Source organism: Bacillus pretiosus (assembly GCF_051294775.1).
GTDB lineage: Bacteria > Bacillota > Bacilli > Bacillales > Bacillaceae_G > Bacillus_A > Bacillus_A wiedmannii.
In genome coordinates this window covers 1,099,815-1,125,674 of the sequence record NZ_JBPPHF010000001.1, presented here as the reverse complement: position 1 = coordinate 1,125,674, position 25,860 = coordinate 1,099,815, and the positions used below count along the sequence as shown (strand labels likewise).

Annotated in this window: 26 protein-coding genes, 1 pseudogene and 1 riboswitch; of the genes and pseudogenes, 6 read left to right on the top strand and 21 right to left on the bottom strand. The window is 31.7% G+C overall.

Features of this window, described 5'->3' with window-relative positions; all coding sequences use genetic code 11:
- Nucleotide 1: 1 nt before the first annotated feature.
- Nucleotides 2–505 carry a GrpB family protein gene (locus ACSG5Z_RS05550; RefSeq protein ID WP_087984423.1) on the bottom strand — a complete coding sequence of 168 codons (504 nt, stop codon included), beginning with the start codon at nt 503–505 and terminating at the stop codon, nt 2–4.
- Nucleotides 506–632: 127 nt separating this feature from the next.
- Here ACSG5Z_RS05550 and ACSG5Z_RS05545 point away from each other — a divergent pair, with 127 nt between their 5' ends.
- The gene (locus tag ACSG5Z_RS05545; protein ID WP_435710949.1) at nt 633–1,514 is read left to right on the top strand and encodes a protein kinase family protein; all 882 of its coding nucleotides are present in this window, start codon (nt 633–635) and stop codon (nt 1,512–1,514) included.
- Between the two features lie 86 nt (nt 1,515–1,600).
- Nucleotides 1,601–2,869 carry a sensor histidine kinase gene (locus tag ACSG5Z_RS05540; RefSeq protein WP_262749046.1) on the top strand — a complete coding sequence of 423 codons (1,269 nt, stop codon included), beginning with the start codon at nt 1,601–1,603 and terminating at the stop codon, nt 2,867–2,869.
- A gap of 92 nt (nt 2,870–2,961) precedes the next feature.
- On the opposite strand, the gene ACSG5Z_RS05535 is transcribed toward ACSG5Z_RS05540, so the two are convergent.
- From ACSG5Z_RS05535 to ACSG5Z_RS05520, 4 genes are all read right to left on the bottom strand, one after another.
- On the bottom strand, nt 2,962–3,069 hold the full coding sequence (locus tag ACSG5Z_RS05535; RefSeq protein ID WP_000120182.1) for a YjcZ family sporulation protein: 108 nt from the start codon (nt 3,067–3,069) through the stop codon (nt 2,962–2,964).
- A gap of 135 nt (nt 3,070–3,204) precedes the next feature.
- A complete protein-coding gene (locus tag ACSG5Z_RS05530) occupies nt 3,205–4,005 on the bottom strand; it encodes an energy-coupling factor transporter transmembrane component T family protein (RefSeq protein WP_327972352.1) in 801 nt (266 codons plus the stop codon).
- Complete coding sequence (locus ACSG5Z_RS05525; RefSeq protein WP_435710943.1) at nt 3,998–5,701, bottom strand: ABC transporter ATP-binding protein; 1,704 nt, start codon at nt 5,699–5,701, stop codon at nt 3,998–4,000. The genes ACSG5Z_RS05530 and ACSG5Z_RS05525 overlap by 8 nt, the downstream gene beginning before the upstream one ends.
- Nucleotides 5,702–5,711: 10 nt before the next feature.
- Nucleotides 5,712–6,260, bottom strand: coding sequence for an ECF-type riboflavin transporter substrate-binding protein (locus tag ACSG5Z_RS05520; protein WP_087984419.1), 549 nt, complete (start codon nt 6,258–6,260; stop codon nt 5,712–5,714).
- Nucleotides 6,261–6,398: 138 nt separating this feature from the next.
- Nucleotides 6,399–6,514: riboswitch (SAM riboswitch) on the bottom strand.
- Nucleotides 6,515–6,667: 153 nt separating this feature from the next.
- Here ACSG5Z_RS05520 and ACSG5Z_RS05515 point away from each other — a divergent pair.
- Complete coding sequence (locus tag ACSG5Z_RS05515) at nt 6,668–7,348, top strand: aspartate/glutamate racemase family protein (RefSeq protein WP_087984418.1); 681 nt, start codon at nt 6,668–6,670, stop codon at nt 7,346–7,348.
- Nucleotides 7,349–7,397: 49 nt separating this feature from the next.
- Here the strand turns inward: ACSG5Z_RS05515 and ACSG5Z_RS05510 are convergent, their stop codons facing one another.
- From ACSG5Z_RS05510 to ACSG5Z_RS05480, 7 genes and pseudogenes are all read right to left on the bottom strand, one after another.
- On the bottom strand, nt 7,398–8,576 hold the full coding sequence (locus tag ACSG5Z_RS05510) for a macrolide family glycosyltransferase (protein ID WP_435710940.1): 1,179 nt from the start codon (nt 8,574–8,576) through the stop codon (nt 7,398–7,400).
- Nucleotides 8,577–8,912: 336 nt separating this feature from the next.
- Nucleotides 8,913–11,039 (bottom strand): peptidoglycan D,D-transpeptidase FtsI family protein, encoded by a 2,127-nt coding sequence (locus ACSG5Z_RS05505; protein WP_435710938.1) that lies wholly within the window; start codon nt 11,037–11,039, stop codon nt 8,913–8,915.
- A gap of 221 nt (nt 11,040–11,260) precedes the next feature.
- Nucleotides 11,261–13,048 carry a PAS domain-containing sensor histidine kinase gene (locus tag ACSG5Z_RS05500; RefSeq protein WP_097857581.1) on the bottom strand — a complete coding sequence of 596 codons (1,788 nt, stop codon included), beginning with the start codon at nt 13,046–13,048 and terminating at the stop codon, nt 11,261–11,263.
- 460 nt (nt 13,049–13,508) lie between these two features.
- Nucleotides 13,509–14,360 carry a Cof-type HAD-IIB family hydrolase gene (locus ACSG5Z_RS05495; protein ID WP_087984415.1) on the bottom strand — a complete coding sequence of 284 codons (852 nt, stop codon included), beginning with the start codon at nt 14,358–14,360 and terminating at the stop codon, nt 13,509–13,511.
- A 177-nt stretch (nt 14,361–14,537) separates the two neighbouring features.
- A complete protein-coding gene (locus tag ACSG5Z_RS05490) occupies nt 14,538–15,116 on the bottom strand; it encodes a cysteine dioxygenase family protein (RefSeq protein ID WP_088081252.1) in 579 nt (192 codons plus the stop codon).
- 266 nt (nt 15,117–15,382) lie between these two features.
- Nucleotides 15,383–16,249 (bottom strand): annotated as a pseudogene (locus tag ACSG5Z_RS05485) (cytochrome P450); the annotation flags it as partial.
- 93 nt (nt 16,250–16,342) lie between these two features.
- Nucleotides 16,343–16,645 (bottom strand): hypothetical protein, encoded by a 303-nt coding sequence (locus ACSG5Z_RS05480; RefSeq protein ID WP_097857578.1) that lies wholly within the window; start codon nt 16,643–16,645, stop codon nt 16,343–16,345.
- Nucleotides 16,646–16,902: 257 nt separating this feature from the next.
- Between ACSG5Z_RS05480 and ACSG5Z_RS05475 the strand changes: the two genes are divergently transcribed.
- Both ACSG5Z_RS05475 and ACSG5Z_RS05470 read left to right on the top strand, forming a co-directional pair.
- Nucleotides 16,903–17,424 carry a DinB family protein gene (locus tag ACSG5Z_RS05475; protein ID WP_137015392.1) on the top strand — a complete coding sequence of 174 codons (522 nt, stop codon included), beginning with the start codon at nt 16,903–16,905 and terminating at the stop codon, nt 17,422–17,424.
- 218 nt (nt 17,425–17,642) lie between these two features.
- A complete protein-coding gene (locus ACSG5Z_RS05470; RefSeq protein WP_050567910.1) occupies nt 17,643–18,047 on the top strand; it encodes a PadR family transcriptional regulator in 405 nt (134 codons plus the stop codon).
- A gap of 104 nt (nt 18,048–18,151) precedes the next feature.
- Here the strand turns inward: ACSG5Z_RS05470 and ACSG5Z_RS05465 are convergent, their stop codons facing one another.
- From ACSG5Z_RS05465 to ACSG5Z_RS05440, 6 genes are all read right to left on the bottom strand, one after another.
- Nucleotides 18,152–18,307, bottom strand: coding sequence for a DUF1540 domain-containing protein (locus tag ACSG5Z_RS05465; protein WP_000046089.1), 156 nt, complete (start codon nt 18,305–18,307; stop codon nt 18,152–18,154).
- A gap of 73 nt (nt 18,308–18,380) precedes the next feature.
- Nucleotides 18,381–19,010 carry a Vat family streptogramin A O-acetyltransferase gene (locus tag ACSG5Z_RS05460; protein WP_060486841.1) on the bottom strand — a complete coding sequence of 210 codons (630 nt, stop codon included), beginning with the start codon at nt 19,008–19,010 and terminating at the stop codon, nt 18,381–18,383.
- The gene (locus tag ACSG5Z_RS05455) at nt 19,000–20,283 is read right to left on the bottom strand and encodes an MFS transporter (RefSeq protein WP_060486842.1); all 1,284 of its coding nucleotides are present in this window, start codon (nt 20,281–20,283) and stop codon (nt 19,000–19,002) included. Before ACSG5Z_RS05455 ends, ACSG5Z_RS05460 begins: the two co-directional genes overlap by 11 nt.
- 266 nt (nt 20,284–20,549) lie before the next feature.
- A complete protein-coding gene (gene cypA / locus ACSG5Z_RS05450; protein WP_435710932.1) occupies nt 20,550–21,785 on the bottom strand; it encodes a cytochrome P450 in 1,236 nt (411 codons plus the stop codon).
- 158 nt (nt 21,786–21,943) lie between these two features.
- Nucleotides 21,944–22,348, bottom strand: coding sequence for a hypothetical protein (locus ACSG5Z_RS05445; RefSeq protein ID WP_048547127.1), 405 nt, complete (start codon nt 22,346–22,348; stop codon nt 21,944–21,946).
- A 149-nt stretch (nt 22,349–22,497) separates the two neighbouring features.
- Nucleotides 22,498–23,502: a DUF1835 domain-containing protein gene (locus tag ACSG5Z_RS05440; RefSeq protein WP_435710930.1), complete on the bottom strand. Its 1,005-nt coding sequence runs from the start codon at nt 23,500–23,502 to the stop codon at nt 22,498–22,500.
- Between the two features lie 230 nt (nt 23,503–23,732).
- On the opposite strand from ACSG5Z_RS05440, the gene ACSG5Z_RS05435 reads away from it, so the two are divergent.
- Nucleotides 23,733–23,945, top strand: coding sequence for a hypothetical protein (locus tag ACSG5Z_RS05435; RefSeq protein ID WP_048547123.1), 213 nt, complete (start codon nt 23,733–23,735; stop codon nt 23,943–23,945).
- A gap of 248 nt (nt 23,946–24,193) precedes the next feature.
- On the opposite strand, the gene ACSG5Z_RS05430 is transcribed toward ACSG5Z_RS05435, so the two are convergent.
- The 3 genes from ACSG5Z_RS05430 to ACSG5Z_RS05420 form a co-directional block, all read right to left on the bottom strand.
- On the bottom strand, nt 24,194–24,397 hold the full coding sequence (locus ACSG5Z_RS05430) for a hypothetical protein (protein WP_000878362.1): 204 nt from the start codon (nt 24,395–24,397) through the stop codon (nt 24,194–24,196).
- 139 nt (nt 24,398–24,536) lie between these two features.
- Nucleotides 24,537–24,953: a DUF3995 domain-containing protein gene (locus tag ACSG5Z_RS05425; protein ID WP_060486846.1), complete on the bottom strand. Its 417-nt coding sequence runs from the start codon at nt 24,951–24,953 to the stop codon at nt 24,537–24,539.
- A 128-nt stretch (nt 24,954–25,081) separates the two neighbouring features.
- Entirely contained in the window at nt 25,082–25,855 is a 774-nt protein-coding gene (locus ACSG5Z_RS05420; RefSeq protein ID WP_435710926.1) for a DUF3959 family protein, read from the bottom strand.
- Nucleotides 25,856–25,860: the final 5 nt, after the last annotated feature.

Here is a 25,860-nt window from a genome sequence, read left to right as displayed (position 1 = left end):
TTTAAGTTTTGGCCAGTTCTAATATATTTTGAATAAACGGTGCTTTTGCACTTGTATATGAAGCACGATCAAAAGGATATGTAGCTGCAAGTTCCTCTTTTAATTCTCTATATTCTTTCTGTGCCCATTTATGTTCTATAAGAAAATCACGAAATAAAATGTTATTCTTCCACTCCTCACTATTATAAATATAAACATGTAAATGATGAGTACCAGCTCTCCATTTTCCCTTTCTAAAAAAACGTCGATTAGGTGTTTCTTTTGGAACATACTCATACCCAATTTTTAATAGCGCTTCAATCCAATTTTCTGTAATTTGCAAATCTGTTACACCAATCATCATATCTATTAGTGGTTTCGCTCCTAATCCCTCTATGGAAGTACTTCCTATATGTTCAATAGCAATACAATCTCCTCCGAATAAAGAAATAAATTTCTCTTTTTCTATTACATACTCTTTATGCCATTCTTTTTCATATGGCTTAATAACGATTTGTTGTTCCATTTTATCCACCCTCTTATAATCTTTTATTATTATATTTATAAAATTTCATGTGATTAACATAGGATTTTCACAAAATTTGTCGAATACTGAAATATACAACTTTATTATAATAAATGCGAGGTATAATATGAAAGATATTCCAGTTGAAATTCAATTGAATCAAGTTACATTCCAGTTAAAAGAACATCATAATTTTGATTGGCTATTGAAATTAGGAAACGTATTTGCGGTTTTTGACCAGCAAGATTCAGGCAATCTATCTTTTGGTGTAGAAAAAGATGGTCATAAGAAATTTATTAAATATGCAGGGGCACATACAATTGCATATAACGGAAAGACCAGCGATGCAATTGATAGATTAAAAAATTCAGTTTCCTTATATGAAGAATTAAAGCATGAGTCACTTATACAATTAATTGAACATTTTCCCGTTCAATTTGGATATGTCTTAATTTTTGATTGGTTTGATGGCGAATGTCTTCATTCACATTGGAGTTTCCCGCCTCCTGAAAAATATACTAATCCAAGCTCTCCATTTTATAAATTTAAGCATTTATCAGTTATGGAACGAATTCAATCATTACATTCCATTTTTTCTTTCCATACATTTGTTGAAAAGAAAAACTATGTAGCATTAGATTTTTATGACGGTAGTATTTTATATAATTTTCATACAAATGAGACGAAGATTTGTGATATTGATTTATATTCAAAAAAACCATATGTGAATACAATGGGACGATTATGGGGTTCCTCTCGTTTTATGTCTCCTGAAGAATTCGAGCTACATGCAATGATTGACGCAAGAACAAATGTATTTAATATGGGGGCGATGGCTTTTGCTCTCTTGGGCGGTGGGAAAGATCGTTCCTTTACAAAATGGGAAGCAAGTAGGGATTTATATGAAATAGCGCATCGTGCTGTAAATGAAAGCCGAGCTAAACGATATGAATCAGTTAAAGTATTTTATGAAGAGTGGATAAACGTGGCAAATGCTGAAAAGATGTAAACTTATATTATGAAAAGCAAAAAGTTTCTACTATAATCATGTATAATACATATAAAATGGAAATTCAAAATAACGAGGAAAATATTATGAACTTTGTTTATATTAATCAAAACGTATTAAATAATCTTCTTTACATTTTAAGTAGTATATTTATTTTTTATTTTATATATGATAGCGGACGCTATTTAAAGAAATATAAAAAATTACTTATTATCCTTTGTACGAGTATCCCTCTTATTTTATGTATGCGCTATCCAATCTATATGGATGAAAATTGTATTCATGATTTAAGACAAATACCCGTTATAATAGGCACACTTTATGGTGGCTTCCCTGTTGGTATCATTTTGTTTGCTATTTTATTAATTACAAGATTTTCATTTTATGGATTTAGTATGTTAACAATACTAGTTTATGGAACAATGTTTATCGTTACAGCATTCGCATCCGCAAAATTTAATAAGTATAATAGAAAAATTAAAGTAGCTTATGGAATGTTTTTAACATTTTTTCTAGCAATATTTACAACTGTAATTGTATTAACTTTATCAGATTTTGAAGTGAATAATTTGTACATTATTTATTTCATAATATTACCAACCATTTTGATGTTGTTTGGCATTTATTTTAATGAAGTTTTAAAAGATGCAGTATGTATGCGATCAAAGATGATTAAAATGGAAAAAATGGAGATTGTTAGCCAACTTGCTGCTAGTATATCGCACGAAGTAAGAAACCCCTTAACTGTCGTAAAAGGATTTACTCAACTTTTAAAAACACCTAATTTAACTCCAGAATCAAGAGACGAGTATATTGAACATATACTTGAAGAGTTACATCGTGCTCAAGGAATTATTGACGATTATTTAACCTTTGCCAAACCTGCTTCAGAAAAATTAGATCATATTTCAATAGAACAAGAGTTAAATCGAGTTATTAATATGATCTTACCTTTATGTAACATGAACACAATACATATTACCAAAGATTTCTCTACAGCAACAATTGTTGGTAATAAACAGCACTTTCAACAATGTTTTTTAAACTTAATAAAAAATGGGATTGAAGCAATGCCTAATGGTGGTACTTTACATATCTCCTCATCTATTAGTAATAATAAAGTTATCATTCGAATTGAGGATAGCGGAATTGGTATGTCACAAGAGCAAGTAAATCGATTTGGTGAACCGTATTTCAGTACAAAAACGAAGGGTACAGGTTTAGGCACAATGGTTGCTGTTAAGATCATTGAAACGATGCAAGGTAGTTTGAAAATCCGAAGCGTTATTAATAAAGGTACAACTTTGACAATTACATTGCCGAGATGTAATATGAACTCATCTGAAAACAAATAAAAAAGGAGCATAATTGCTCCTTTTTTATTTGTTTCGATACATAAGTATCTTCTATGTTTTTTAAGTTTACATTTGTGGAGACTAATTAGAAATTAGTACCCTCCGCCCCAGCAGCTGCATCCAACGATAATTAATAAAATAAATAACACAACTAATAACGCGAAACCTCCACCAAAACCACAAGAACCACCGTAACTCATATTTTCTCCTCCTTTTGGTTTGAAAACTAATAGGTAGTTGATCATTTTAACTGGTTCGTATTATACATTATGTAAATATCCCTTTTTTGAGCATGTCCACATAAAAATAAGTAAAAGCACTCATTTGAGAGTGCTTTAAAATGGATACCAAAAGTTTTGAAATACATGTAACTTTAAATACACTGCAACAATTAAAATAAAAATACCTACAAATAAAGCAATGAAATCCCCGCTTTTCGCTTTATTTGTATAAAACCAAGTTCGTGTATTCTTCTTTCCAAATCCTCTTAAATCCATTGCATTTGAAACTGTATCGATTCTATCTAGAGAATGAATAATTAAAGGCCAGAAAATTAAGACACGGTTTTTCATACGAATCCATAAACTTGCTTCTCCTTTTTCAAACGCTATTCCTCTTGCCTCTTGCGCATGTTTAATAATTTTATATTCAGACTGAATATCAGGTATATAACGTAATGCAATATTTATCGCATAAGTAATCTTATAATGAATTCGAAATTTACTTAAGCTACTCACAAATCCACTTGGATCAGTCGTATAAATAAAGATAAGTGTAAATGGTAATAACGTAAAATACTTTAATGAAAGTGTAGCTGCATAAAATAAAGTTTCATAAGTAATCGTTGCATATCCAATATGTAGAAATGAAGTATATGATTCGGTTAATTCAGATCCATGAGTTGGTGTAATAAATAAAATCATGACAGAATTTAATAAACTAAATGTAAATATAACAGTAAAAACAATGCAAATTTTACGAAATGGAATTTTAGCAATAAATAGTCCGATACATCCAATTATAAATACAAATAGCAATATACGAAAATCAAAAAACAAAAAAGTAAGTGTCATACAAAAAATAAATAACAACAATTTCACTGCTCCATCCATGCGATGAAAATATGTACTATACACCTTCCTCCCCCCTAATATCCTCAAAATAATGTTCCATAAACCTTTCAGGATATGAAATTCCACTAAATTTAACTAGTTTGAATAAAGAACTTTCCCTTAGGTTCGCCCTTTGTAACGTTTCTGTATCCCCTAATACAACGCACGCGGAATTATTCGCAATAATTTCCCCTTTATCTAGAACAATCGCTCTGTCTGCATATTCTAAAGCGAGATTCATATCGTGTGTAATAAAAATAAAAGATATTCCCTTTACAGCTAGTTTTCTAATAAACGACATAAACTGTTTATAATGATAATAATCTTGTCCCGCTGTCGGTTCATCTAATATGATAAGTTTCGGATTTGCTATTAGTACAGATGCAATCGTTACTCTCTTCTTTTGTCCATAACTTAATGCCTGAATTGGCCAATTTCGAAATGGATACAAACCACAAAGTTTTAATGTTTCTTCCGCTCTAAGCTTAATTTCTTCCTTTGAAAACTTTTTTAATTTTAATGAAAATGAAACCTCTTCTATAACAGTAGGTTGTGTAATCATCTGATTTGGATTTTGCATCACATAACATATAACCTCACCACGTTTACGAATAGACCAAGAATTGATATTTACTTCATCAAATACAATCCTATCATTTTTTGTTTTGTTTATGCCTATAAGACTATGAGCTAATGTTGATTTACCGGCTCCATTATGGCCCAAAAGTGCTACAATTTCACCTTCATATATGGAGAAATTTACATTGTCCAATACTTTTTGTTTATTAGGATAGGAGAATGACAAATTCTCTACTTTCAATAATTCTTTTTTTGTAGGAGTACCTTTAAAAGAAATTTGCTTCTCCATCCACTCATCTATTATGCTACGAACACTTTCCCTTTGAAGATTTTCAAGCGGGTAGTATATTACGTCATTATTACCATCAAACTGCAATTTCTTTAATACTTCTACGTACATAGGCTCTCTTAAGCCGATAGATGGTAATATATTTGACGCTAAAATCTCTTCTGGTGTCCCTATCGCAACAATTTCCCCTTCATTCATTAAAATGATTTTATCTAAATCCAGGTTTAACATTTCTTCTATTCGATGTTCAATAATTACAATTGTTTTATTATATTGTTTATGTATGCCTTTAATAAGTTCTATCGTATGTAAACTACTTGCTGAATCTAAATTCGCTAACGGTTCATCGAACAATAATATATCAGCATTTGTTGTTAACAAACCTGCTAAAGAAACAGTTTGTTTTTGCCCCCCTGATAATTCATGTGGACTTTGTTTATGAAAAGCATGCATCTTTACTTTTTTTAATGAGTCCGAAACAATCTTTTTCATATCATCTTGATTTACACATTCATTTTCTAAATAAAAAGCTACATCCTCTTCTACTGTAAGACCAATAAATTGAGCATCTTGATCTTGCAAAATTGTTCCTACCTGTTTACTCAGTTCAAAAACACTCTCTTTCCTCGGGTCTTTTCCGGCAATTAAAATATTACCAGTACTAATCCCTTCATAAGAAAAGGGGATTAGCCCATTTATACAATGAGCTAACGTTGACTTCCCTGAACCACTTCGTCCAGCAATTAGTACTTTTTCTCCAGGGTATATATGAAATGTAATGTCTTTTACAGTAGGCTGCGCAGCATGTTCATATTGAAAGCTGAATTGTTCAAAAGAAATGATTGGTTGCATGTTAACATCCCTACTTTTCAATTTTTAAATGTGTATGTTTCTTATTAGATTTAGCTAGACCTATTGTAATTGGCAATCCAAGAACTAAAAATACAATAACATCAGCAATTGTTGCTCCTAATACTTGTATAACAATTTTGTCAAATGGTTCTCCCATCACAATAACATCGAATGCCCCAGCAAATATAATAGCAATTACGATACCAAGTAACCCAGTAATAGCTAAATAAGAAATATCGCCTTTATTATACGTCCCGTTTTTCACACTAAAGCCAACTCTTTTTTGAATGAGCCCCATTGCAAAACCGATAATGCCTGAACTAATAACCCATCCCCACCAAATACCCCATCCAGCGATTGTATCTGTTACGGTATGACCGATAAGTCCTATTAGCAGCCCTGCCACTGGACCAAATAAAGCTCCAAAAACGGTTAAAATAGCTAATGCAGGTTTAATAAACGTATTTGGTGCAATAGAAAATCCCCAAAGTCCTAATATGCCGTATAACGCTGCTCCAATTCCGATTGCCACTACTAACTTCGTTGATAATTTGTTCATTACAATTCCCCTCTCATATGAGTCAACTTTTATTACTCTATATTTATTTTGAAAATGAATTATGCATCGACACTCCCTTTCTATACAACAAAAAATGACCCCTTACATAAGAGGTCATTTTCTTCACGTTCAAGAATCCTCTTATCTTCCAAAAAACACATCGTGTCCTCTGCGGAATTAGCACCTTCCTATACATTTACATAGGGGTTGCTGAGGTTTCATAGGGCCGTTCCCTCCACCTCTCTGGATAAGTATTAATTTGTAATTCGTATTATGGCACTAATAAGTGTAAATTTCAACACTTTTCTAATTATTTTCATTTTTCGTTTAACTGTACATTTAAATCATTGTATTCTTATAGGAATTATGAAATAATGAATTCAAAATAGTTACGGGAGGAATGTACGATGAAAGTAATCGGTTTAATTGGTGGACTAAGTTGGGAATCTACATCGTTATACTATAAACATATTAATACACTTACACTCTCTCAATACGACCAAAATGCGAAGCTTGTTTTATATAGCATGGACTTTGGTGAAGTAACTACTTTATTACAAAATCATCAATATGAAGAAGTGAAAAACGAATTAGTCACAGTTGCAAAAAAGGTTGAAAAATCCGGAGCTGATTGTTTATTAATGTGTTCCAATACGGTCCATTTATTTGCTGAAGAAGTAGAACAGGCAATATCTATTCCACTTCTTCACATTGGTGATGTAAGTGCTAAAAAAATGGTAGAGCAGAATATAAAACGGATCGGACTATTAGGTACGAAACAAACGATGGAACAAGACTTCTATAAATCACGTCTAGCGAACTATAACATTGAGACAATTATTCCAAATAAAGAGGAAAGAAATTTTATTCATCATGTTATTTTAAATGAATTAAGTAAAGGAATTATTTCAGAAACATCAAAAGAAAAGCTATTACAAATTACAAACTCATTAATTCAAAATGGCGCAGAAGGTATATTGCTAGGCTGCACTGAAATACCATTGCTCATTTCCCAAAACGACCTTACTGTACCTGTTTTTGATACCGCTTTTTTACATGCAAATACTGCTGTGCAGTTTGCAGTATAATAATATAAAAGCATAAAGGTAGTGCCTCTATGCTTTTATATTGTCTAAACTATTTATTTAAAAGAGATGTAATCACTGCAATTGCTTCTTTAGTACCACCACATTCTAAAAAACTATCATTCAGTTTTCGTATACCATGTTTATACTTTTCATTTGAAAGAACGTCTGTTACCGCTTCATTTAAAGTTTGCACATTAACATTCTTTTTCAATAACCGATGTGCTGCTTCAAGCTCAGTTAATCGTTGCGCTATCATTGGCTGGTCTTTATCATGTGGAATGATGACAAATGGGACATTAAAATAAATGGCATCGTGTACGCTATTCATACCACCATGTGTAATGAAAACATCTGCTTCACTTAATATTTCTGATTGGGGTACGTATGAAGCAATTATAAAATTGTCTGGCGCTTTCTTAATTTTTGAACGATCATTTCTATCACCAATTGCCATTACAACTATTCCATCAAAATTCGAGAAAGTATCAATGCAAGTATTAAAGAATGGTTCGAGTCCTTCAAGCAGTGTCCCCATTGAAATATAAATAACTTTCTTATCTTTAAGTAATTCAAATGGAAACTGTACATTTGTTTTACGATTTGAAATACTCGGTCCAATAAAAATGTTATTTCTTCCAAATAAATCGCTATTAGGTTGAAAATAGCGACTTGTGTACACAAGAGTAATATCTCCCTTGTTATGCATAAATTGAAGATTATTTTTAGGTGTTACTCCAAATTCATGTTCCATTTGATATAGTAACTGTTCAGAAATTTTATCAGGTTGGAATGGTATTTCTGCATTTGGATGAAAAGGTAATGTTTCCAAAAAATTTGGAGGAATTAAAAATATAGGAGAAGAAACTATGCCTGGAATTTGTAAATACTCCTTTACTAACTCTCCAGCGCCAAATATATCATAAATTAAGAAATCAAAATGTATGTTTTCACATAATTGTTTCGTAATTTCTAATATATATAAAGAAGTTTGAACATGTACACGAAAGAAAGAATTCAGCCCATCTGGAGTTTCAGAATCAATAGAAATCTCCTTTAATAAATCTGGATGTGTATATACAGTAGCTCCCAAATCTTCAATTCTGCCTTTAAATTGTTCTGTCGTAATATAATGTACGTGATCACCTCGTTCAGTATAGGCTTTGACTAAACTTAATGTAGGATTTACATGTCCCTCTGCTGGAAAATTAACCACTAAAATATTTAGCACTTATTTCTCACTCCTTACATTTCAATTCGCTTATTAAGCATACTGTAATTATTACCGTCAATCTTCACCTAATAGTCCTAATATGCTTGCTACTTTAGGTTGATAAATAATTGTTAGTGATTAAATTAAAAAAGGCATCTACATAAGTAGATGCCAAACCGTGATAAGGAGTGTTCTGTGAGGTTAGAATAAGCTTTTCAGCTTGTCCTATGCTATCAATATATGATTTATTTTATAAAATGTGAATAATTGATAGAATGATTTTACCTCTCTATCACCCATTTTGAACCTATTTCTAAATAAGTCGACTCTAGTTTCTGTACTATTTCATATGTTTTAACCTTCTTGAGAGCTATCTATTTTTATAGTTTCTCCAGTCAATCGCTTATTTTTCAATTCAAAATAAGCATCTAAAACTTCTTTTCCAATATCAGAGTTAATACCAGATTTATCATTAATAACCCACGGCACAACCACAGAGAATGCTACTTCAGGATTATCATATGGCGCATATCCTGCTAACGTTAAATTATAACATTCTCTTCTCTCGCCTTTTTCATTTCTTCCGATATCACTTTCTCCACCATATACCGTCTGTGCTGTCCCTGTTTTACCTGCTGGTTTATATGATGCTTTTTGGAACGCCCTTACCCCTGTTCCATCACCTTCTTGGAATACCTTTCTAAATCCTTCTTTTACTTGATTTATATATTCCTCTTTCATTTCAATTTTATTTAAAACGATTGGTTCTACTGAATGTACAACTTTACCAATCTCATCTTTTTTCGACGTTTGCTCTCTTACCTCTTGAACAATTTGTGGCTTCATTCGATATCCACCGTTTGCGATCGTTGATATATATTGTACAAGTTGAAGCGGAGTATATGTGTCATACTGACCAATTGAGTAGTCTAATAAGAAACCAGGTTGATTATCTTTTTTACCAATTTGTCCAGCTGTTTCATTCGGTAAATCGATACCCGTTGGAACACCTAATCCAAATTGTCTGAAATAATACCTCATTTTATCAAAGTACTCCTGTTTAATATTTAATGAACTATTTTTCACATAATCCACACCTGCAATTTTTAATGCTGTATGAAACATATAAACGTTTGAAGAGACTTGTAACGCTCTTAAATCATCAATATTACCAAAATCTTTCCAAGACTTTTTTTCCTTAGTTCCTTTAAACTTCATAGGTGCATCATAAAAATATGTACCTGGAGTTATAGCTTTCGTTTCAAATCCAGTTAAAACTGTCGCACCTTTCACTGTTGATCCAAGCTCATAAGAACTAGTCATTGTGCCTAATGCATAGTCTTCAACTTCTGTTTTCCCGTCTTTTTCTACAAGTCTTTTCCCAGCCATGGATAATACTTGTCCGTTTTTCGGATTCATCATCACAACGAAAGCACGGTCCAACATAGATTCTGACCCTTTATATGCCTTTAATATTTTTTCAATACTTTCTTCTACTTTTTTCTGCAGCTCCATATCTATTGTTAAAGTTAAATTCTTACCGCTCTTTCCCTCAGAAACAGTTTCGGTTCTTATTGTATTACCTTGTTTATCTGCAACACTTCTTATTTCTTTTTTTGAACCATGAAGTACATCTTCATATTGCTGCTCGATATAACTTTTTCCAACCCTATCATTTCGGCTATAATCACGTACCAAGTAGTAATCTAATCGTTCACTTGGTAATCCTTCATCGGAATTAGAAACATTTCCAAGAACAGATCGGAATAATCCATCATTTACATACACTCTCTCCCAATCAACCGATACGTCTACACCTGGGAGATTCGCTAAACCTTCACTAATTATAGTAAATTCCTTTTCACTAACATCTTTTTTAATAATTTGAGGAGCCATTTGATAACCAGAAGTCATCTTACTTTTAATAGCTAACACTTTTATATCTTTCTCTGTTAATTCCTGAAGATTTTTATCTGTAACCCGTTTTCTTTTTAACTCTTCTATTTTTTTATCTAGCTTCTTGCCGCTAATATCCTTTTCTCTAAATGTATCTATTTCTTTTTTCGATACTAGATTTTCAGCCAGTTTTGGATTTAATTGCATCCAAAAATCTTTCTTATCTGTCTCAGTTAACTTAGCTATATCTTCTTGCGGCATTTCAATTATGTCTGCAAGTTGTCTTGCGGTTTTTAATATCTCTTCTGATTTTACACCTTTCATCTTTGTATATGTAATTGTACGTAAAGATTTATTATCAACTACTGGATTGCCTTCTCTATCAAATATTTTCCCACGCGGGACAGAAAGACTTACGGTTGCATTTTCTCTCTTCTCTACTTCATTTTTATACGTTTCTCCATCGATAATTTGTACTTTACCTAATTGTATAATCATGGCAGAAAATAATAAAAATACACAAAAGAATAAAATGTTTAACCGCATCGATAGTGCTCTACCTTTTATTTTCTCTTGTTTTTTCACTTCGTCTTAATCTCCTCCTTATAACATTCCAAATAATATTTTATTTATATATTAAAAGCAATGTATAACTTCCATACATTACCTTTTACAAATATTAATATAATATTTAAAACTTAATAGAAATTAAAACAAATCTAAAGAAAAGGTAAAGTTTACTAAATTAAATGTAAAAATACCCAATAACCAAAAACTAAGCTTTTGGTTATTGGGTATTTAGTAATTTAAGAATTAATAATGGGACGCATTGATTCGAATCTATCATCATAATTTGATAGAGGTTTTTTGATTTGAGCTTTCGGCAAATATATCGTTACTGTTGTCCCGACACCAACCTCACTCATAATACTTATTTTCCCTTGATGGCTTTCAATAATTTTATAACTTAACATTAATCCAATACCGGTACCTTTTTCTTTCGTACTATAAAACGGTTCGCCTAATCTCTTAATTCTTTCTTCAGGTATCCCAATTCCTTCATCAATTACATGAATAATAACACCTTCATCGTTTATCTCTTTTATATGAATTGTGATTTTCCCACCATCTGGCATAGCCTCGATTGAATTTTGCAAAATATTAATAAACACTTGTTTCAATTGATTTTCTGAGCACTCAATACTTATATCTTTGGTGTCTGCATATAGTTCTACTTGAATATTCGTCATAATTGCTTTTGTATTCATTAATGAAACGACATTTTTATAAATTTGATAAATATTTTTTTGTTCTGTATTTATTTCATCTGTTTTAGCGATTGATAAAAACTCTTGAAGAATCGCTTCTATTCTATCAATTTCAGAAAGCATTAAATCAAAATATTTTTCTTGATCTTCTTTATTAATTTGGAATAACTGTATAAACCCTTTAATAACTGTCAATGGGTTCCTCACTTCATGAGCAACACCAGCTGCTAATTGACCGATTGCTGCAAGTGTATCTGACTTATTTAGCAATTCTTCTGTCTTTTTCCGTTCTGTAATATCACGTACAATGATCATAATTTTATCATGTAATAATGGTAAACATCTGGCTTCAAAGAAATTAACACTATCATTAATTGTAAGTGGGTATTCAACAATTACATTCGTTGCTTTTTCCTTCACTTGAAGAATTGCTTCCTGAAACTGCTGCGCCACTGGCGATGGTAATACTTCGAAAAACTTTTTTCCCATAAAAGCTTCTGCCGGTACGTAAAATTTTGTAGGAGATCCTGCTTTATAATCTATAATTGTGCCATCATCTTTTGTTAAGAAACATAAATCCGGTAAAGCCTTAAAAATCAATTCCAATTCAGACGTTTGTTGTTTTAACTGCTCTTCTATCGCTTTTAAATGTGTAATATCTACACCAACAGCCCAGTAGCTATATCCTTTTACAGGAAACTGTTCTGAAATATTGGACCACATGATTGTTTTGGTTTCACCATTTTTACATGTTAAGTGCATTTCCCAATCTCTGAAATTTTTTCCACAAGTTAAAAATTTCGTTTGTATTTGGTGACGATAATCATGATCAGGGTACAATAATTGAAGTGCATGTGGATTCCCTATTATTTCTTCAGCGGTATAACCTGTTACAATTTCACACTCACGATTCCACAGAACAAAATCTCCATTATAATCAAGCGCATCAACCATAACGGGCATATTTTGTAAAATCGTATGTAATTCCTCTTCTTTTCGAGAGAGCAATGTTGAATTTTTACTTTGAAATATTTTTGTTGCTCCATCTATAATTAGATTTGAAAGCATTTCAAAGTATTTTTGACAATTGAAAATGTCACTTTTGTTTGACCATACTACAAAAGATCCTAAATGTTGATTGTATAAAAAAATGGGGATTTCAATTTTGGGAAGTTTACATATTTTCATTTCATTTATTCCAAAAGAAAATATACATTCTTTTTCAGCATCAAGAAGTTGATGTGATATGTTGGTTAATTTATAAAACTGTTCTGCCATGGTTTCTATTGTACTCACATCAATAAGTTCCATTAGCCGCGCATTCATTCCTTTTTCACCTCAATATGTAAAATTAATACAAATTCAAAATTTATACTTCTCCATTATACGTAGAATGTGCCTTTAGGTATATAGCTGCAGAATAATTATTCGAATAAATTTTATTTTTCAATTAAAATAGAGAAGAATTAGCGTATAAAATGAATCCTTAATCAGTACGTATTTTGTTCATCACATATTAATTCTGAATGTACGACCAACCTAAAACGGGTACTCATGCAGAAACCGGATTTTAATATCAGAGTCATACACATCGATTTTAGTAGTATAAAAATACAAAAAATACAAAGTTCATAAAATTTTCACAATTAATATGAAAAATATAAACATTTATTCCAATATATTCTATATAATGAAAAGTAATAAGGCTTCTATGAATCTCATAGAATACCTTACCCCTAATAAAAAGAAAAAAAGAATCCATTTGGATTCTTTTTTTCTTTTTATATTACATTACATATTTATATAAAGCATGTGCAACACCGTGTTCTTCATTTGATAAAGTTTCGTATTTACACATTGCTTTTATTTCTTCGACTGCGTTCCCCATTGCAATTGATATGTTTGCTTTTTCCATCATGGATACATCGTTTAGCCCATCACCTATCGCTACAGTATTTTCAACTGGAATATTTAGATGTTCTGCTAAAGTATATAATCCATTTCCTTTTTGAGCATCTCGATGATTAATCTCTAAATTATGCCAATAGGAAGATGTAATTGCTAAATCAGTATTATGCAGAAACGCTGCTTTTAACTTTTTTAATTTTTCTATGTCATAAGAAAATGGTAAAAGCTTATGCACATGTATATCAGTTTCTACAATCGGTTTACAACTTTCTGCACTATGAAACGCTGTATGCTCAAGGTATAAAGCTGCGATCGTTTCTAATTCTTTCAAGTCGAAATTTTCTTTTGAATTCTTCACATACTCAATTTCATTACGTACACTCTCTACTCCATAATCCGGTACATACACACCTTTATCAGTATAAAGCTGATAATATAAGCCATTCTCTTCAAGATATTCTACAATCTCAAGTGCTTGCATATTTTGAATTGGATATCTCTTCATCATTTTTTTATCTTTATATATAAGCGCACCATTTTCCGCAATAATTGGACACTCTAAATTAACTTCTAACAACAATCTTTCAATGTCGACGATAGAACGTCCTGTACAAATTGCTACAACATGACCCGCTTCCTGACATTTTTGAATTGCTTCTGCATTCTCTTTACTAATCATTTTATTTCCCGAAAGAAGAGTTCCATCTAAATCAATTGCAATTAATTTCATTATTTCTTCACCACTTTCTATATATACACGAATTTATATTAAACGAAAGGTATCGTTTTCATACTGATTTCGTGAAGTACTCCTTATTTATAATTTATGAAAAGCGTTTCAGGTCAAGAAATAATTAAAAATAAAATCAAAAGCTTTTCTTTTTAAAGAAAAGCTTTTGATTTTAAACTATGAACTATAACTAATATATTTTGTCTCACACATGTACACATTCTTTTCTTCAGTTGGGACATATATTTTAAACTTTTCTAAGCGCTTTCCGTAAATATGAATAGTGACAACGCTTTCATTTTCGGCTATTTCAAGAATATGACAATCAGCTGGTGGAATGACTTTATCGGTTTCTCCTTCTCCCAAATAAAGATTTCCTGTATGTGTTAAATAAACAAGTGAATTTTCAAACTGCTTCGTTTGTATAAAGTTTTGCACCATTATCCTCCCTGTAAAAACGCCTTCTACTCCCCATGTACCATCATGATCATGTAAAGGTGTAGATTGTCCATCTTTCCATACAAGAGCTAATACTTCAAAACGATTAAAAGGATCTTCATATAACAAATGTCGTGCGTATTGAGCCGAATTCGCCTTCTGTTTTTCTAACGGAAGCCATGTTTTCTTTTCTAAAAGTTCTTCTAGTAATTTTTCAATCGCACAAACAATTTGATCTTCTAATAAATTACTATCCATTAAATCCGTTACAGCTTTAATAAATGTTTGAAACGTTTTACTTCCATTACACGTTAACATAAGCGTCCTCCTCCATTCTTTTTCACACACCTCCATACTAAATAACTAACTAAAAATTTACAATTGAGAAATAAAGTGAAACTTTAATCAGTGGGGATTTTGTTCATCCCCAACTGATTATTAGCCCTCACCAATCGGACTTTAATGGGCAGTTGATCCCCCACCTAAATCCTTTAATTTCGCTGAATTTTGAGGTGGGGGTCTTACTGCCCATTAAAGCGGGATAAAAAAACAAGGTACAGTAAATTTGTACCTTGCTGATCGATTTACCTATTATTCAAAAGAATAGGTAAGTAATTTAACGTTTGTTCATTTTCCAATAGACATTTTTCTAAATTGAACAATGGAGATAACTCTATTTTTTCAAAAGCATTTATGAAAGTTCTTAATGCAATCTCAGCTTCTAAACGTGCAAGTGGTGCTCCTAAGCAAAAGTGAGCACCTTTACCAAATGTTAAATGCTTTTCATTTCCTATTCGGTGTATATTAAATTTAGAGGCTTGCGAAAACTTTTTCTCATCTAAATTTGCTGCACTTACCCACGCAACAATCATTTGATCCTTTTTCATAAAAGGCCCAAATATATTTGTATCCTCTGTAATCCTCCTAGCTAATGTAACGGGAAATCGATAGCGCAATACTTCCTCAATTGCCTTTGAAATTAATTTAGGTTCTTCTCTTAATTCTTTATATGTTCCAGGTGAATCCACTAAAAAGCAATAAAAGCTATTAATAATTAAATCAGTAGTTGTTTCATTGCCTGCCGCTAATAAACCTAAAGAAAAAGTAACAATTTCTTCATCTGTTAATCTTTCGCCTTCATATTCAGCTCGTATTAAATCTGAAATAATATCGTCGGTTAAATGATATCTTTTCTCTTGAACAATTGGAAGCAGGTACGTTTTAAATTCATTTAACGCAATTCCTTTTTCTACATCCAAATCGTTAAATTTTTCTTTACTATATGGCATAAATAAAATATCAGAGCATTCTTTATTTTTTTTACGGTCAGTTGTTGGCACTCCTAATAAATCGGATATGACGGTAACAGGTAAAGGTGCAGCAAACTCTTCAGCGATATTAACCTCACTATATTTCCCGATATGTTGTACAAGTTCATTTGCGATAGACTGATATGTAAATATAATAAAAAACGAATGATTAATAGAAATATTCTACGCTACTCGTTTTTTATCGGACTTCTTTTTACTGTACTTTTATTTTCTTTATGAGTTATTAGAAAAATAATTGTCTATATAAGTCTTTATTTTTTCAAAATCCTTTTCCATAAATAAGATTGTTGGTACTTCAATTATTGGAAGATTATTTTCATTATCAAAAGGTGGACACGGTTTGGGAACTACCAAATAGTCAACTGAGTTTTTATCCCTAATATAATTAATTGAAACATCATAATACTTAGAAAAATATTCCTTCAAATCATCCTGATTCCTTAAAAATGGTAGAGAAAATATTGAACCATAATTTATACCAGCGTCGACAATTAATACAAAGCATATTTTTTTCATGATACACCCTCCTCGTATAATAAGTTTTAAGTTAATAACTGTTCCTTGAAAATTAAATAGTTTTTATCTTCAAGAGCTACATCAAAAAAATGATGTATGGGTAAAATTTAGTCTTGGATAAGGTAACACTGATAAAAACAGGTTTCCTTTTTCTTTATATTCAATTAAATTATATCATTATTTTACATGAATTTTCAGACTTTGTTTTTTTTATTTTATTGGTAAACTTATGCTTAGCATGAATTGGAGAGATATATATGATAGATTATAGAATAATTTCAAGAGAAAACTATTCAAATAAGATTGGAGAGCTTGTAACAATGCTTGAACATACAAGAGATGTTACATTGAGCGAAATCTCCAATTTAAACCAAAGTGATTTAGATTTCTTACCAAACGGTAGTTCAAACACTATTGGTTCTCTCTTATCACATATTGCAGCGATGGAGTTTGTTCATCAAGTTACCTCGTTTGAAAAAAGAGATTTAACTGAAAGTGAATATCTAAAGTGGCGAATTTCTTTAGAACTTGGAGACAAAGCAAGGGAAGGAATAAAAAAGCAATCTTTAGATTATTATTTGAATGAATTATCACAAGTTAGAGAAAATACACTAACATATCTGAAATCAAAACAAGATAGCTGGTTATTCGAGGAAAACAAGTGGGATAATGGTGTGTCTTATAATAATTACTACTTGTGGTTTCACGTTATGGAAGACGAAATTAATCATCGTGGACAAATAAGAACAATTAAGCGATTGATGGGAATGAATAAATAAATCTTATTCAACCAAAGGGGGCTTTACTTGAGAAAGTCACTAGAAGAGTCAAATGATAACTATGAACTGCCCCCAATTGCTAGGTTTTGTTTAACAATTGGGGGCAGTTCATTTATAGCGCATAGGTAATCAGCTTTTTGTTAATCATGAGGTAGATATTTTTAACTAAAAAACAAATAATAGAAATATATTACAGCTTATAACCCGTTTTTACACGTATCTCGGCTGAACCCCATAATACACTGTATCCCGCTCTTCGGCGCTTCGAAAATATGGGGGCTATAATTAAACAAATACATAAACAAGTCGGAAAGCCGAATCGAAATATGTACGACATAACTGAAACAGGAGAAGAAATTTTTTATGAAATGTTAAGAGAGTTTCCCGAAAAGATTGCGACAAATAACGCTGAATTCCTTGTGCGTATCGCGCTATTTGAAAAACTTGATTACGAAGCTAGAAAAGAAATTTTAACAATACGCCAAGACGTACTACATAAACAGCTTACTGCTATTCAATCTTTACATGTTAGCTCATCTTTTATTACAGAAGTCATTGAATTTAGTAAATCACGTATTGAACATGAATTGCTCTGGATTACATCACTTATGAAGAAAATATGAAAAAAATAAAAAGAAAAGTTAAAAATAATGAATGAAAATGAGATTTATTATCAATACTATAATTAATAAAAGGGCAACCACGATTTGGCTACCCTTTAAAAAATTTATACTTCTGGATCGAAAGTTTTGCAATCTGTTTCTTCCGTAGTTGATGCATGTTTCCCTTTATGACTTACTACATAAATTGCATCTGCACTACATTTATTGCCGTTAGCCCAAAATTTACAGTTGTTTACTTCACATAAAACGTCTTGTGCCATAGTATCACACCTCCTTGTTCTATTATCATTAACAAAATTCGGAGGTATGATACTCTTTATCATGCATTTTTTATTACCTTTTTAGCTTTCTTAATGGTTCAATATTTCCTTGTACAATAGCATCTATATTTTCTGTTATTTTTTCAATGTCAAAATGCCACCATTGAATTTGCAATAACTCTTCTACTATTGTATTTGTAAATCGTTCCTTTATTTTATTTGCAGGGTTTCCGCCAACAATAGTATATGGTGCGACGTCTCTAGTCACAACAGATTTTGCTGCAATGATTGCACCATCTCCTATTTTTATTCCGGGCATAATCGTTGCATCCATACCAATCCATACGTCATTTCCTATAACTGTATCCCCTTTGTAAGGTAAATCAGACAAATTAGGTGTATACTTCTCCCACCCATTTCCAAATATATTAAATGGATATGCCGAAAATCCATCCATCCGATGATTCGCTCCGTTCATAATAAAGGTAACTCCATTTGCAATACAACAAAACTTTCCAATAGTAAGATGATCTCCAAGAAATTCATAATGATGTAATACTCGATCTTCAAATGTTTCTCCATCTTTCGCATCATAATAAGAATAGTCACCAACAAGTATATTAGGTTTCGTTATTGTATTTTTTATAAAATGGACATTTTGATTTCCTTCAATAGGATATTTAACATTTGGATTAGGATTCATGTTGCACAGCACTTCCTTTACCATTTATTTCACTTTCTACCGCTATTACTGGCTTTAAATTGTATATAGGTAAAATAAATAATAATCCAATTATAAATAGTAAAGCTGTGCCCTCATACATCGTACTTAATGAGAACACCTCTTTTAATGAACCAGCAATACTCATCGTTACTACCATTGAACCGGTAAATAGTGGACTTAAAATGCCATTTACACGACCGATAAAATCAGTATCGCTATTTTGAATAATGAGCGTATTAATACCTATTTGGATACATGGAAGAGCTAACCCACTAAAAAGTTGTGCTGTAAGTGTCACCCATAAGCTCGTCGAATAGCCAATAATACCAATGCCGATCGCCTGACCGAGCATCCCTACAATTAACATCTTTTGCGGAGCAACATTTTTCGCAAATACCATCGCTAAAGCGCCGCCAACAATCATACCCGCGCCATTTACTGTTAGTAACCATTGCAAACTCTCTTTTGATAACCCTAACTGCTCAGTCACAATAAATATACCTAATGGCTGAATCAATCCTATACCTAGTCCTGCTGCCATAAAACAAAGCCCTAACAAAGTTAATGCTTTTTTCTTTTTTACGTATTTAATACCGTCTAGCATTTCCTGTAACAACGTGATTTCTTTTTTCTCATTTTTATTCTCAAGATCTTTCGGAAGAAATAACAACACAGCTGCTGCCAGTAAAAAAGCGATACCTGTTATGATGATTGAAATATAAATTCCAAAACTATGAAAGATAAATGTTCCAAGAATCGGTCCTAACACCATAAAAATCGCAAATATTGTTTGATATATAGACATCGCTAATTGGATTTGTTCCGTTGATAAATGCTGTTTAAACAATTTCATACCTGATGGTTGAGAAAACTGCGAAAGGATTGCAGAAATAAGCGTGACAAAAAACACGATTTTCCATGTTCCAAACATAAGTGTAATTAATACAGCGAATACTGAAATGGAACTTAACGTTTCACACCATATCATTGTCTTCTTTGGCTTCCACCTATCAGCAAAGGTTCCACCTATAAAGGAAAAGATGAAAATTGGAGCAAACTCAGCAACCGAAATCATTGAAATAGCAAAAGCATCACCTTTCGTCATTTCCATTACATATAGTAATACCGCAAAGTTCCGAACCCATATTCCAATTTGTAAAAATAGTGCTGATGCAAGAATTCCTTGCACAAACCGATTTTTTAATACTTGTGATACCCCATTGTTTTGTTTCGTTACTACATTTGTCGACATAAAAAAGCCCCCTATTTCATGTTCTGAACAGGAGGCAGCACAAATCATATAAAAAGACTATATATTCGCAGAGCGAAATACATCCCTTTTCTATAAATGCACAGACTAATCCTATTCAGAAGAATATTTCGTTTTTTAACGAAGATCTCTTACAAATAGAATTAGTTGATCATTGGGATGTTTTCACCCTTCCGTTTCGAATTTAAATAACACATACATACTCTATGTAAATCATTTTGTATGTATGCATGTCTACAATAAATATTCTAGAATGTTAATGGTAATTCCTCTAAAGAACGCATTAAATAATTACCTTGCCATTTAATGTCTTCACGGTTCCCTTTTATTTGTAGTTCAGGCATTCGATTAAATAAAGTAGTAATGGCAATCTTTGCTTCTAACTTAGCAAGTGGAGCTCCTAAGCAGAAATGGCTACCATGACCAAAGGCAATATGGCGATTATTTTCCCGAGTAATATCGAATACTTCTGGGTTTTCAAATACATTTTCATCACGGTTTGCAGAAGCTAATGCAATGACAACCATATCTCCTTTTTGGATTGTTTGGTCATGGATTTGAAAAGGTTCATCCGCCCATCTTGAAGTTGTAACCTCAACTGGAGAATAATATCGTAACCCTTCCTCAATAGCTGCATCAATTAATTTGGGATTTTCTTTTAATAACTGTAATTGATTCGGATTTTCAAGAAGCGCTAATACCGTATTTGTAATTAAATTTACAGTTGTTTCGTGTCCCGCCACAATTAGTAACATTATCATTGAATATAGTTCCCGAGCGCTAAGTTTATGCCCTTCACTCTCTGCAAGTATTAAAGCACTTACCAAGTCCTCTTTTGGTTCTTGTCTTTTGATATCAACTAAATATTGGAGATATGTAATAAACTCAGATAGTTGCTTTTCGGTTTCTTTTATTTCTTCTGGCGTTTCTGGATAAGCAATAACAGCATGAGACCAAATTCTAAATTTCGCTTGATCCTCTTTCGGAATGCCTAGCATTTCACTTATTACAATAATCGGTAAAGGAAAAGAGTAATCATCAACAAGATTTAATGAACTTTTTCGCTCGACTTCATTTAACAAATCATCTGCAATATCCTGTATTCTTCCTTCCAATTGCGTGATCATCTTCGGTGTAAAAGCTTTTTGTACGAGTGATCGTAAACGATTGTGGTTAGGTGGATCTGAATTTAGCATGTGCGTCGTTAAATAATCACTATTATCAACAGTAAGAAAGACATTCAATGTATCTTGAGAAAATACATTGGCCGGATCTTTTTTTAAGCGATTATCTTTTAATAGTGGCAAAGCATCTTCATATCTTGTAATAAGCCACTCTGCACCTAATTCAGTTTTATTCACAAATAAGATAGGTTGCACTTTTCTAGATTCTTTATAAATTTCATACGCATTTTCTTTAAACTGAGCTGAAGCTAAATTAATACCATCCTCTATTCTTAGCCCAACTTTATTTTTCATTGACATTGTATTCCCTCACTCTCATTTGTTTTTGAAAACCAACCAACATATGCATTATACTCTAATAAAAACGCGAAAATTGTAAATTTTCATTCGAAATCTTACTTCGTATATTGAAAAATAAAGAGTGAGAGAGTAAAATCCTTCTACTCTCTCACTCTTCTTTACGCAAAACACATGAAATTACTAATTTGTTGATAGCGATAACTTACTTTACGACGGCGACCACCTTGCCAAGTGTAACCTGAAACCCCATTTCTCCTCACTTCAGTCGGGAAGAACCATAAGTCTCTTCCGAAAGGTCCAGGACGATGCAAACGTAAGTAGCCCCATCTTCCTAGACAGTTACACATCCATGATTTCATATTCCCTGCTTGAGCTGGAGAAGCAAATGTAGACGGTAACGACGGTGCTTGTGACGGTGGTGGTGACGTTGGAGCATCTTCCGCATCATCTGGTCTATAATCTTCTTGTTCCATATCTCTCACTTCATTTACAGATTCATACCCGTAGTTTTGTGGATTATAATACACCCCTTGATCATATGGATAATTTTGCTGGTTATACATATTAACAAATCACCTACTTTTCATTCAGTACCTTTAACATTCATATGTGATTTGCCTCCTATAGGAAGCTTATGTATAGCCTAAATTCAACAAAAAAATAAAGCTCGTATTTTAAAAATACGAGCTTCTTCATAATCGGAATAGATGTATTATTTTCTTAATTTCACACTATAAAAACGCATTTCATCTAACGAACCTTCAAATTCAAATACTTCTTGTTTAATTAATTCCTTTAAGCGATATTCTAAAAACGTATCGCCAACTAACTGCTCTACATGACCAAGTGCTTCACCAATTACCCTAGGGGCTTTTAGGAATTCTCGATCAGCACCTATACTTTTCGCACATTCAATAATAAATTGATCAAAATAATCTTCTTGTACAGAACGCACTTCATTGTCTGTCCAAACTCTTAAAAATTCCGTACTTTTCGATAGACTGTTCCACTCATGTTCAAACTGCATACGTTTCTCTACAGTTAAATATGGCAATTCTACAAAACTTTTTTGAATTAGAGCTAAACTTTCAGGTGCTAACTCTCCAGTTCCACGAATAGCATACTCTTTTTTTAATATTTCTTTACTTGCTTCAGACGTATTAATAACGCGAATGTTTTTCTTATCTTTTAATTGCGCCATTACAAAACATAGGCCTACATGTTCATGTGCGTTATTAGCTTTCCAAATTGTAATAGGTGTTTCAATAGGAATAGTGTGTAGTTCTTCCATAGTTTCTAAAAACCTTGGTAAATACTCTTCTTCAAAATAATTATCATAAGCAGTTAAATTGTTTACTAACCATTTCTGTCTTGCAAGTTGTCCCTCATTCATATGTAGCTTGTTTATCGGCCCAATTGAAAAGAATTCAGAAAAAGCGACAACCCTCTCTTCCAATTGTTCTTCTTGACTAAGCATATATTTTAAACATCCAGCTGTTGAATCATCAAACGCAATATGTACGTGTGTGCTTTCTTTTACATTTCTTATATATGATGTATTACTCGTTAGTTGCTTAGGAATATCCATCAAATTTTTAATTGCATCTTCACTATAGTTTTCTTCTAATAAATTCAACTGAATAAGAATACTTTGAAGTAAATGTTTTGCTTCATCTTCGTACATATCCTCTACAACATTTTTGATTTTATCTATCATACAAATCCCTCTATTCGTTTCATAAATAACGTATATTATAGTGTATCATTTTAGTATCATTCTTTTAAAGTTTTTTTTAAGTAAAAGCATTTATTATTCAGATTGCTACAGCTATCCACATTTTCAACAAAATCTCTCCTACAATTCTTAATTACTAAATATTCCTTTGTAAATCCTTTTATTTAAATGTATAATTATATAGAAAATAAAAAAATATAGGAGCTATATGTATGGAGAAAGCGATTACTACTTATAAACATTATTTGAAAAATTGGAGATTTATATTTATTTGTATATTACCTACTATCGCCTTATTATATGTTTTCGATGTCATCTTTGAATTACTATTTCATCAAGATTTCTATTTATCTAACTTAATTTTTGCTATTATTTTATTTTTAATATTTATGAGCATCAAAGATATGTTTAAAATTGAAAGTTAAAGAGCCGGATAAAAAAAGAGCACCCTGCAATCGGATGCTCTCATGTGATAGAGGTTTTTTCTGAGTATTAAGTAGGACACGAAGGTCTTGTCCTACAATGTAATATATGCTTGTACTTATTTTATTGTGCATCTATTAAACATCAAATGTATACGTATTGCTAAAAATTCTGCTCATTTATTAATTGTATAATTATTATATTTATACATAAAAAAACATCCCTATGGATGTTTTTTATGTACCGATTTTTAAGCTTCCATAAACTTAGCCGGTACACCAATTTTTTCAACTACAGAAGATATATTAGTAGGATTAATCATTACATTTTCAATACTAACTAATTTATTTTCTAATAGTCCATTCTCTGTAGTAATAAGTTCTTCAAACCGATCTAAAGTCATCGAGAATTTGTGTTCACTTCCGCCATTCATACAGACTTTAACATACTTCATAGTGTCACCGCCTTTCATAATAATCTATATTTCGATAAGAAGACGCTTACATCCTTTTTATTTACTACTAGATTTCTCACTTTTACTCCTTGCTAATTCACGTTTATTTATTTTAGAAAAAGCAGTTACTATTTTATGTTCACGTTATAATTGCTAGTAAGAACGATAAAGATAAAAATGCACAAAGTGGTATATATAAAACAGTATCCATTTTAGCAAAATACGTATCTTTTTTTCGCTTAAAGATTCCAAAATAATGAAACTCACCAATTACTCTTATAAAAAAAACAATCATACAAATCCAGGAGCCCAATTGAACGATAATATTAGGAACTTCGAAATGAACAACATTTGTTTGTTGTAATAAAATTATTGCCGCCATACTTAATAATAAAGCAATGAACAATGTCATTCCTACACTTGGTGTAAACGCCTTTTCTCCAGCTTTTGTTGGAATGACACTATTTGTCGCCCACTTACCTCCGAAAGCCCAGTAAACATGTAAAAAGCTAACTAAAAATAATATACAGACAGAAATATATGTAATAATAAGCATTTTGTCCTCCCATTATTTTATTTAAGTCCTTAACTTTAGGGTATGCTATAAATTCCTCATTAGCAATCTATATATAATTACATAAAAAACCCTTCAATGATAAATCATTAAAGGGTTACTCAAATATCTTATGCATTATACCTATTTCTACGACGTTCCATCCTCGTTTGTCCTTGAGCAATACCTTCTTTATATGGATCTATTTGCTCTCTCATTTCATATGTTGCAGCTTGAGCTGGTTCTTCGTAATTATGCTCACGTATTTTTTCTGGCGTATTTCGTTTTGATACTTTTCCACCAAACTTAAATAATTTGATCTTTAATTTCGGTAATCTAGGAAGTGGAATCTTAAATGATAATTTTTTGCGCTTCTTTTTTTGTTGAAATAGATTTATATTTTCTTTATTATCATCCTGCTCTTTACGATGTAATAACATCGCAAGTAATCCACCTAATATAAGTCCTCCAACTAACAGTAGAAGATATAAGTAATGACTTGTCATTAAACTCGACATACGTTCAAGTATGATTAACGACTGTACTTCTTTAATATCCCAAAGTAAAGCGGCCCATAATGAGAATAAACCGAAAGTAAGTCCATATGTACGAAAACGGAATAAACATGGAATTAAAGCGATACAAGCGGCGATTTTCGCATTCCCTATTATTGAACTTGTTGAAATATCTTGATGCCAAATGACTAACAGCAGTGTTATAAATGGCGCATACGCTATCCAACTACATATACGTGAATATATTTTTTTCGCAAAATAGCTACCGAAACTAGTAAAAAATAAAAGGCCTCCGATATATAAAGATTGTTCTAGTGGGATTTGCTTCATAATTCCTGCAACTGGAAAGAGGCCGCTTAATAGCATTAATAACACATCTAATTTCTTCACAATTC

What these genes read in the sequence shown, in the direction of transcription:
- ACSG5Z_RS05550 (WP_087984423.1), bottom strand. Translation starts at nt 505, where the DNA reads ATGGAACAACAAATCGTTATTAAGCCATATGAAAAAGAATGGCATAAA.
- ACSG5Z_RS05545 (WP_435710949.1), top strand. Translation starts at nt 633, where the DNA reads ATGAAAGATATTCCAGTTGAAATTCAATTGAATCAAGTTACATTCCAG.
- ACSG5Z_RS05540 (WP_262749046.1), top strand. Translation starts at nt 1,601, where the DNA reads ATGAACTTTGTTTATATTAATCAAAACGTATTAAATAATCTTCTTTAC.
- ACSG5Z_RS05535 (WP_000120182.1), bottom strand. Translation starts at nt 3,069, where the DNA reads ATGAGTTACGGTGGTTCTTGTGGTTTTGGTGGAGGTTTCGCGTTATTA.
- ACSG5Z_RS05525 (WP_435710943.1), bottom strand. Translation starts at nt 5,701, where the DNA reads ATGCAACCAATCATTTCTTTTGAACAATTCAGCTTTCAATATGAACAT.
- ACSG5Z_RS05520 (WP_087984419.1), bottom strand. Translation starts at nt 6,260, where the DNA reads ATGAACAAATTATCAACGAAGTTAGTAGTGGCAATCGGAATTGGAGCA.
- ACSG5Z_RS05515 (WP_087984418.1), top strand. Translation starts at nt 6,668, where the DNA reads ATGAAAGTAATCGGTTTAATTGGTGGACTAAGTTGGGAATCTACATCG.
- ACSG5Z_RS05500 (WP_097857581.1), bottom strand. Translation starts at nt 13,048, where the DNA reads ATGAATGCGCGGCTAATGGAACTTATTGATGTGAGTACAATAGAAACC.
- ACSG5Z_RS05495 (WP_087984415.1), bottom strand. Translation starts at nt 14,360, where the DNA reads ATGAAATTAATTGCAATTGATTTAGATGGAACTCTTCTTTCGGGAAAT.
- ACSG5Z_RS05490 (WP_088081252.1), bottom strand. Translation starts at nt 15,116, where the DNA reads ATGTTAACGTGTAATGGAAGTAAAACGTTTCAAACATTTATTAAAGCT.
- ACSG5Z_RS05480 (WP_097857578.1), bottom strand. Translation starts at nt 16,645, where the DNA reads ATGAAAAAAATATGCTTTGTATTAATTGTCGACGCTGGTATAAATTAT.
- ACSG5Z_RS05475 (WP_137015392.1), top strand. Translation starts at nt 16,903, where the DNA reads ATGATAGATTATAGAATAATTTCAAGAGAAAACTATTCAAATAAGATT.
- ACSG5Z_RS05465 (WP_000046089.1), bottom strand. Translation starts at nt 18,307, where the DNA reads ATGGCACAAGACGTTTTATGTGAAGTAAACAACTGTAAATTTTGGGCT.
- ACSG5Z_RS05460 (WP_060486841.1), bottom strand. Translation starts at nt 19,010, where the DNA reads ATGAATCCTAATCCAAATGTTAAATATCCTATTGAAGGAAATCAAAAT.
- ACSG5Z_RS05455 (WP_060486842.1), bottom strand. Translation starts at nt 20,283, where the DNA reads ATGTCGACAAATGTAGTAACGAAACAAAACAATGGGGTATCACAAGTA.
- cypA (WP_435710932.1), bottom strand. Translation starts at nt 21,785, where the DNA reads ATGTCAATGAAAAATAAAGTTGGGCTAAGAATAGAGGATGGTATTAAT.
- ACSG5Z_RS05445 (WP_048547127.1), bottom strand. Translation starts at nt 22,348, where the DNA reads ATGTATAACCAGCAAAATTATCCATATGATCAAGGGGTGTATTATAAT.
- ACSG5Z_RS05440 (WP_435710930.1), bottom strand. Translation starts at nt 23,502, where the DNA reads ATGATAGATAAAATCAAAAATGTTGTAGAGGATATGTACGAAGATGAA.
- ACSG5Z_RS05435 (WP_048547123.1), top strand. Translation starts at nt 23,733, where the DNA reads ATGGAGAAAGCGATTACTACTTATAAACATTATTTGAAAAATTGGAGA.
- ACSG5Z_RS05430 (WP_000878362.1), bottom strand. Translation starts at nt 24,397, where the DNA reads ATGAAGTATGTTAAAGTCTGTATGAATGGCGGAAGTGAACACAAATTC.
- ACSG5Z_RS05425 (WP_060486846.1), bottom strand. Translation starts at nt 24,953, where the DNA reads ATGCTTATTATTACATATATTTCTGTCTGTATATTATTTTTAGTTAGC.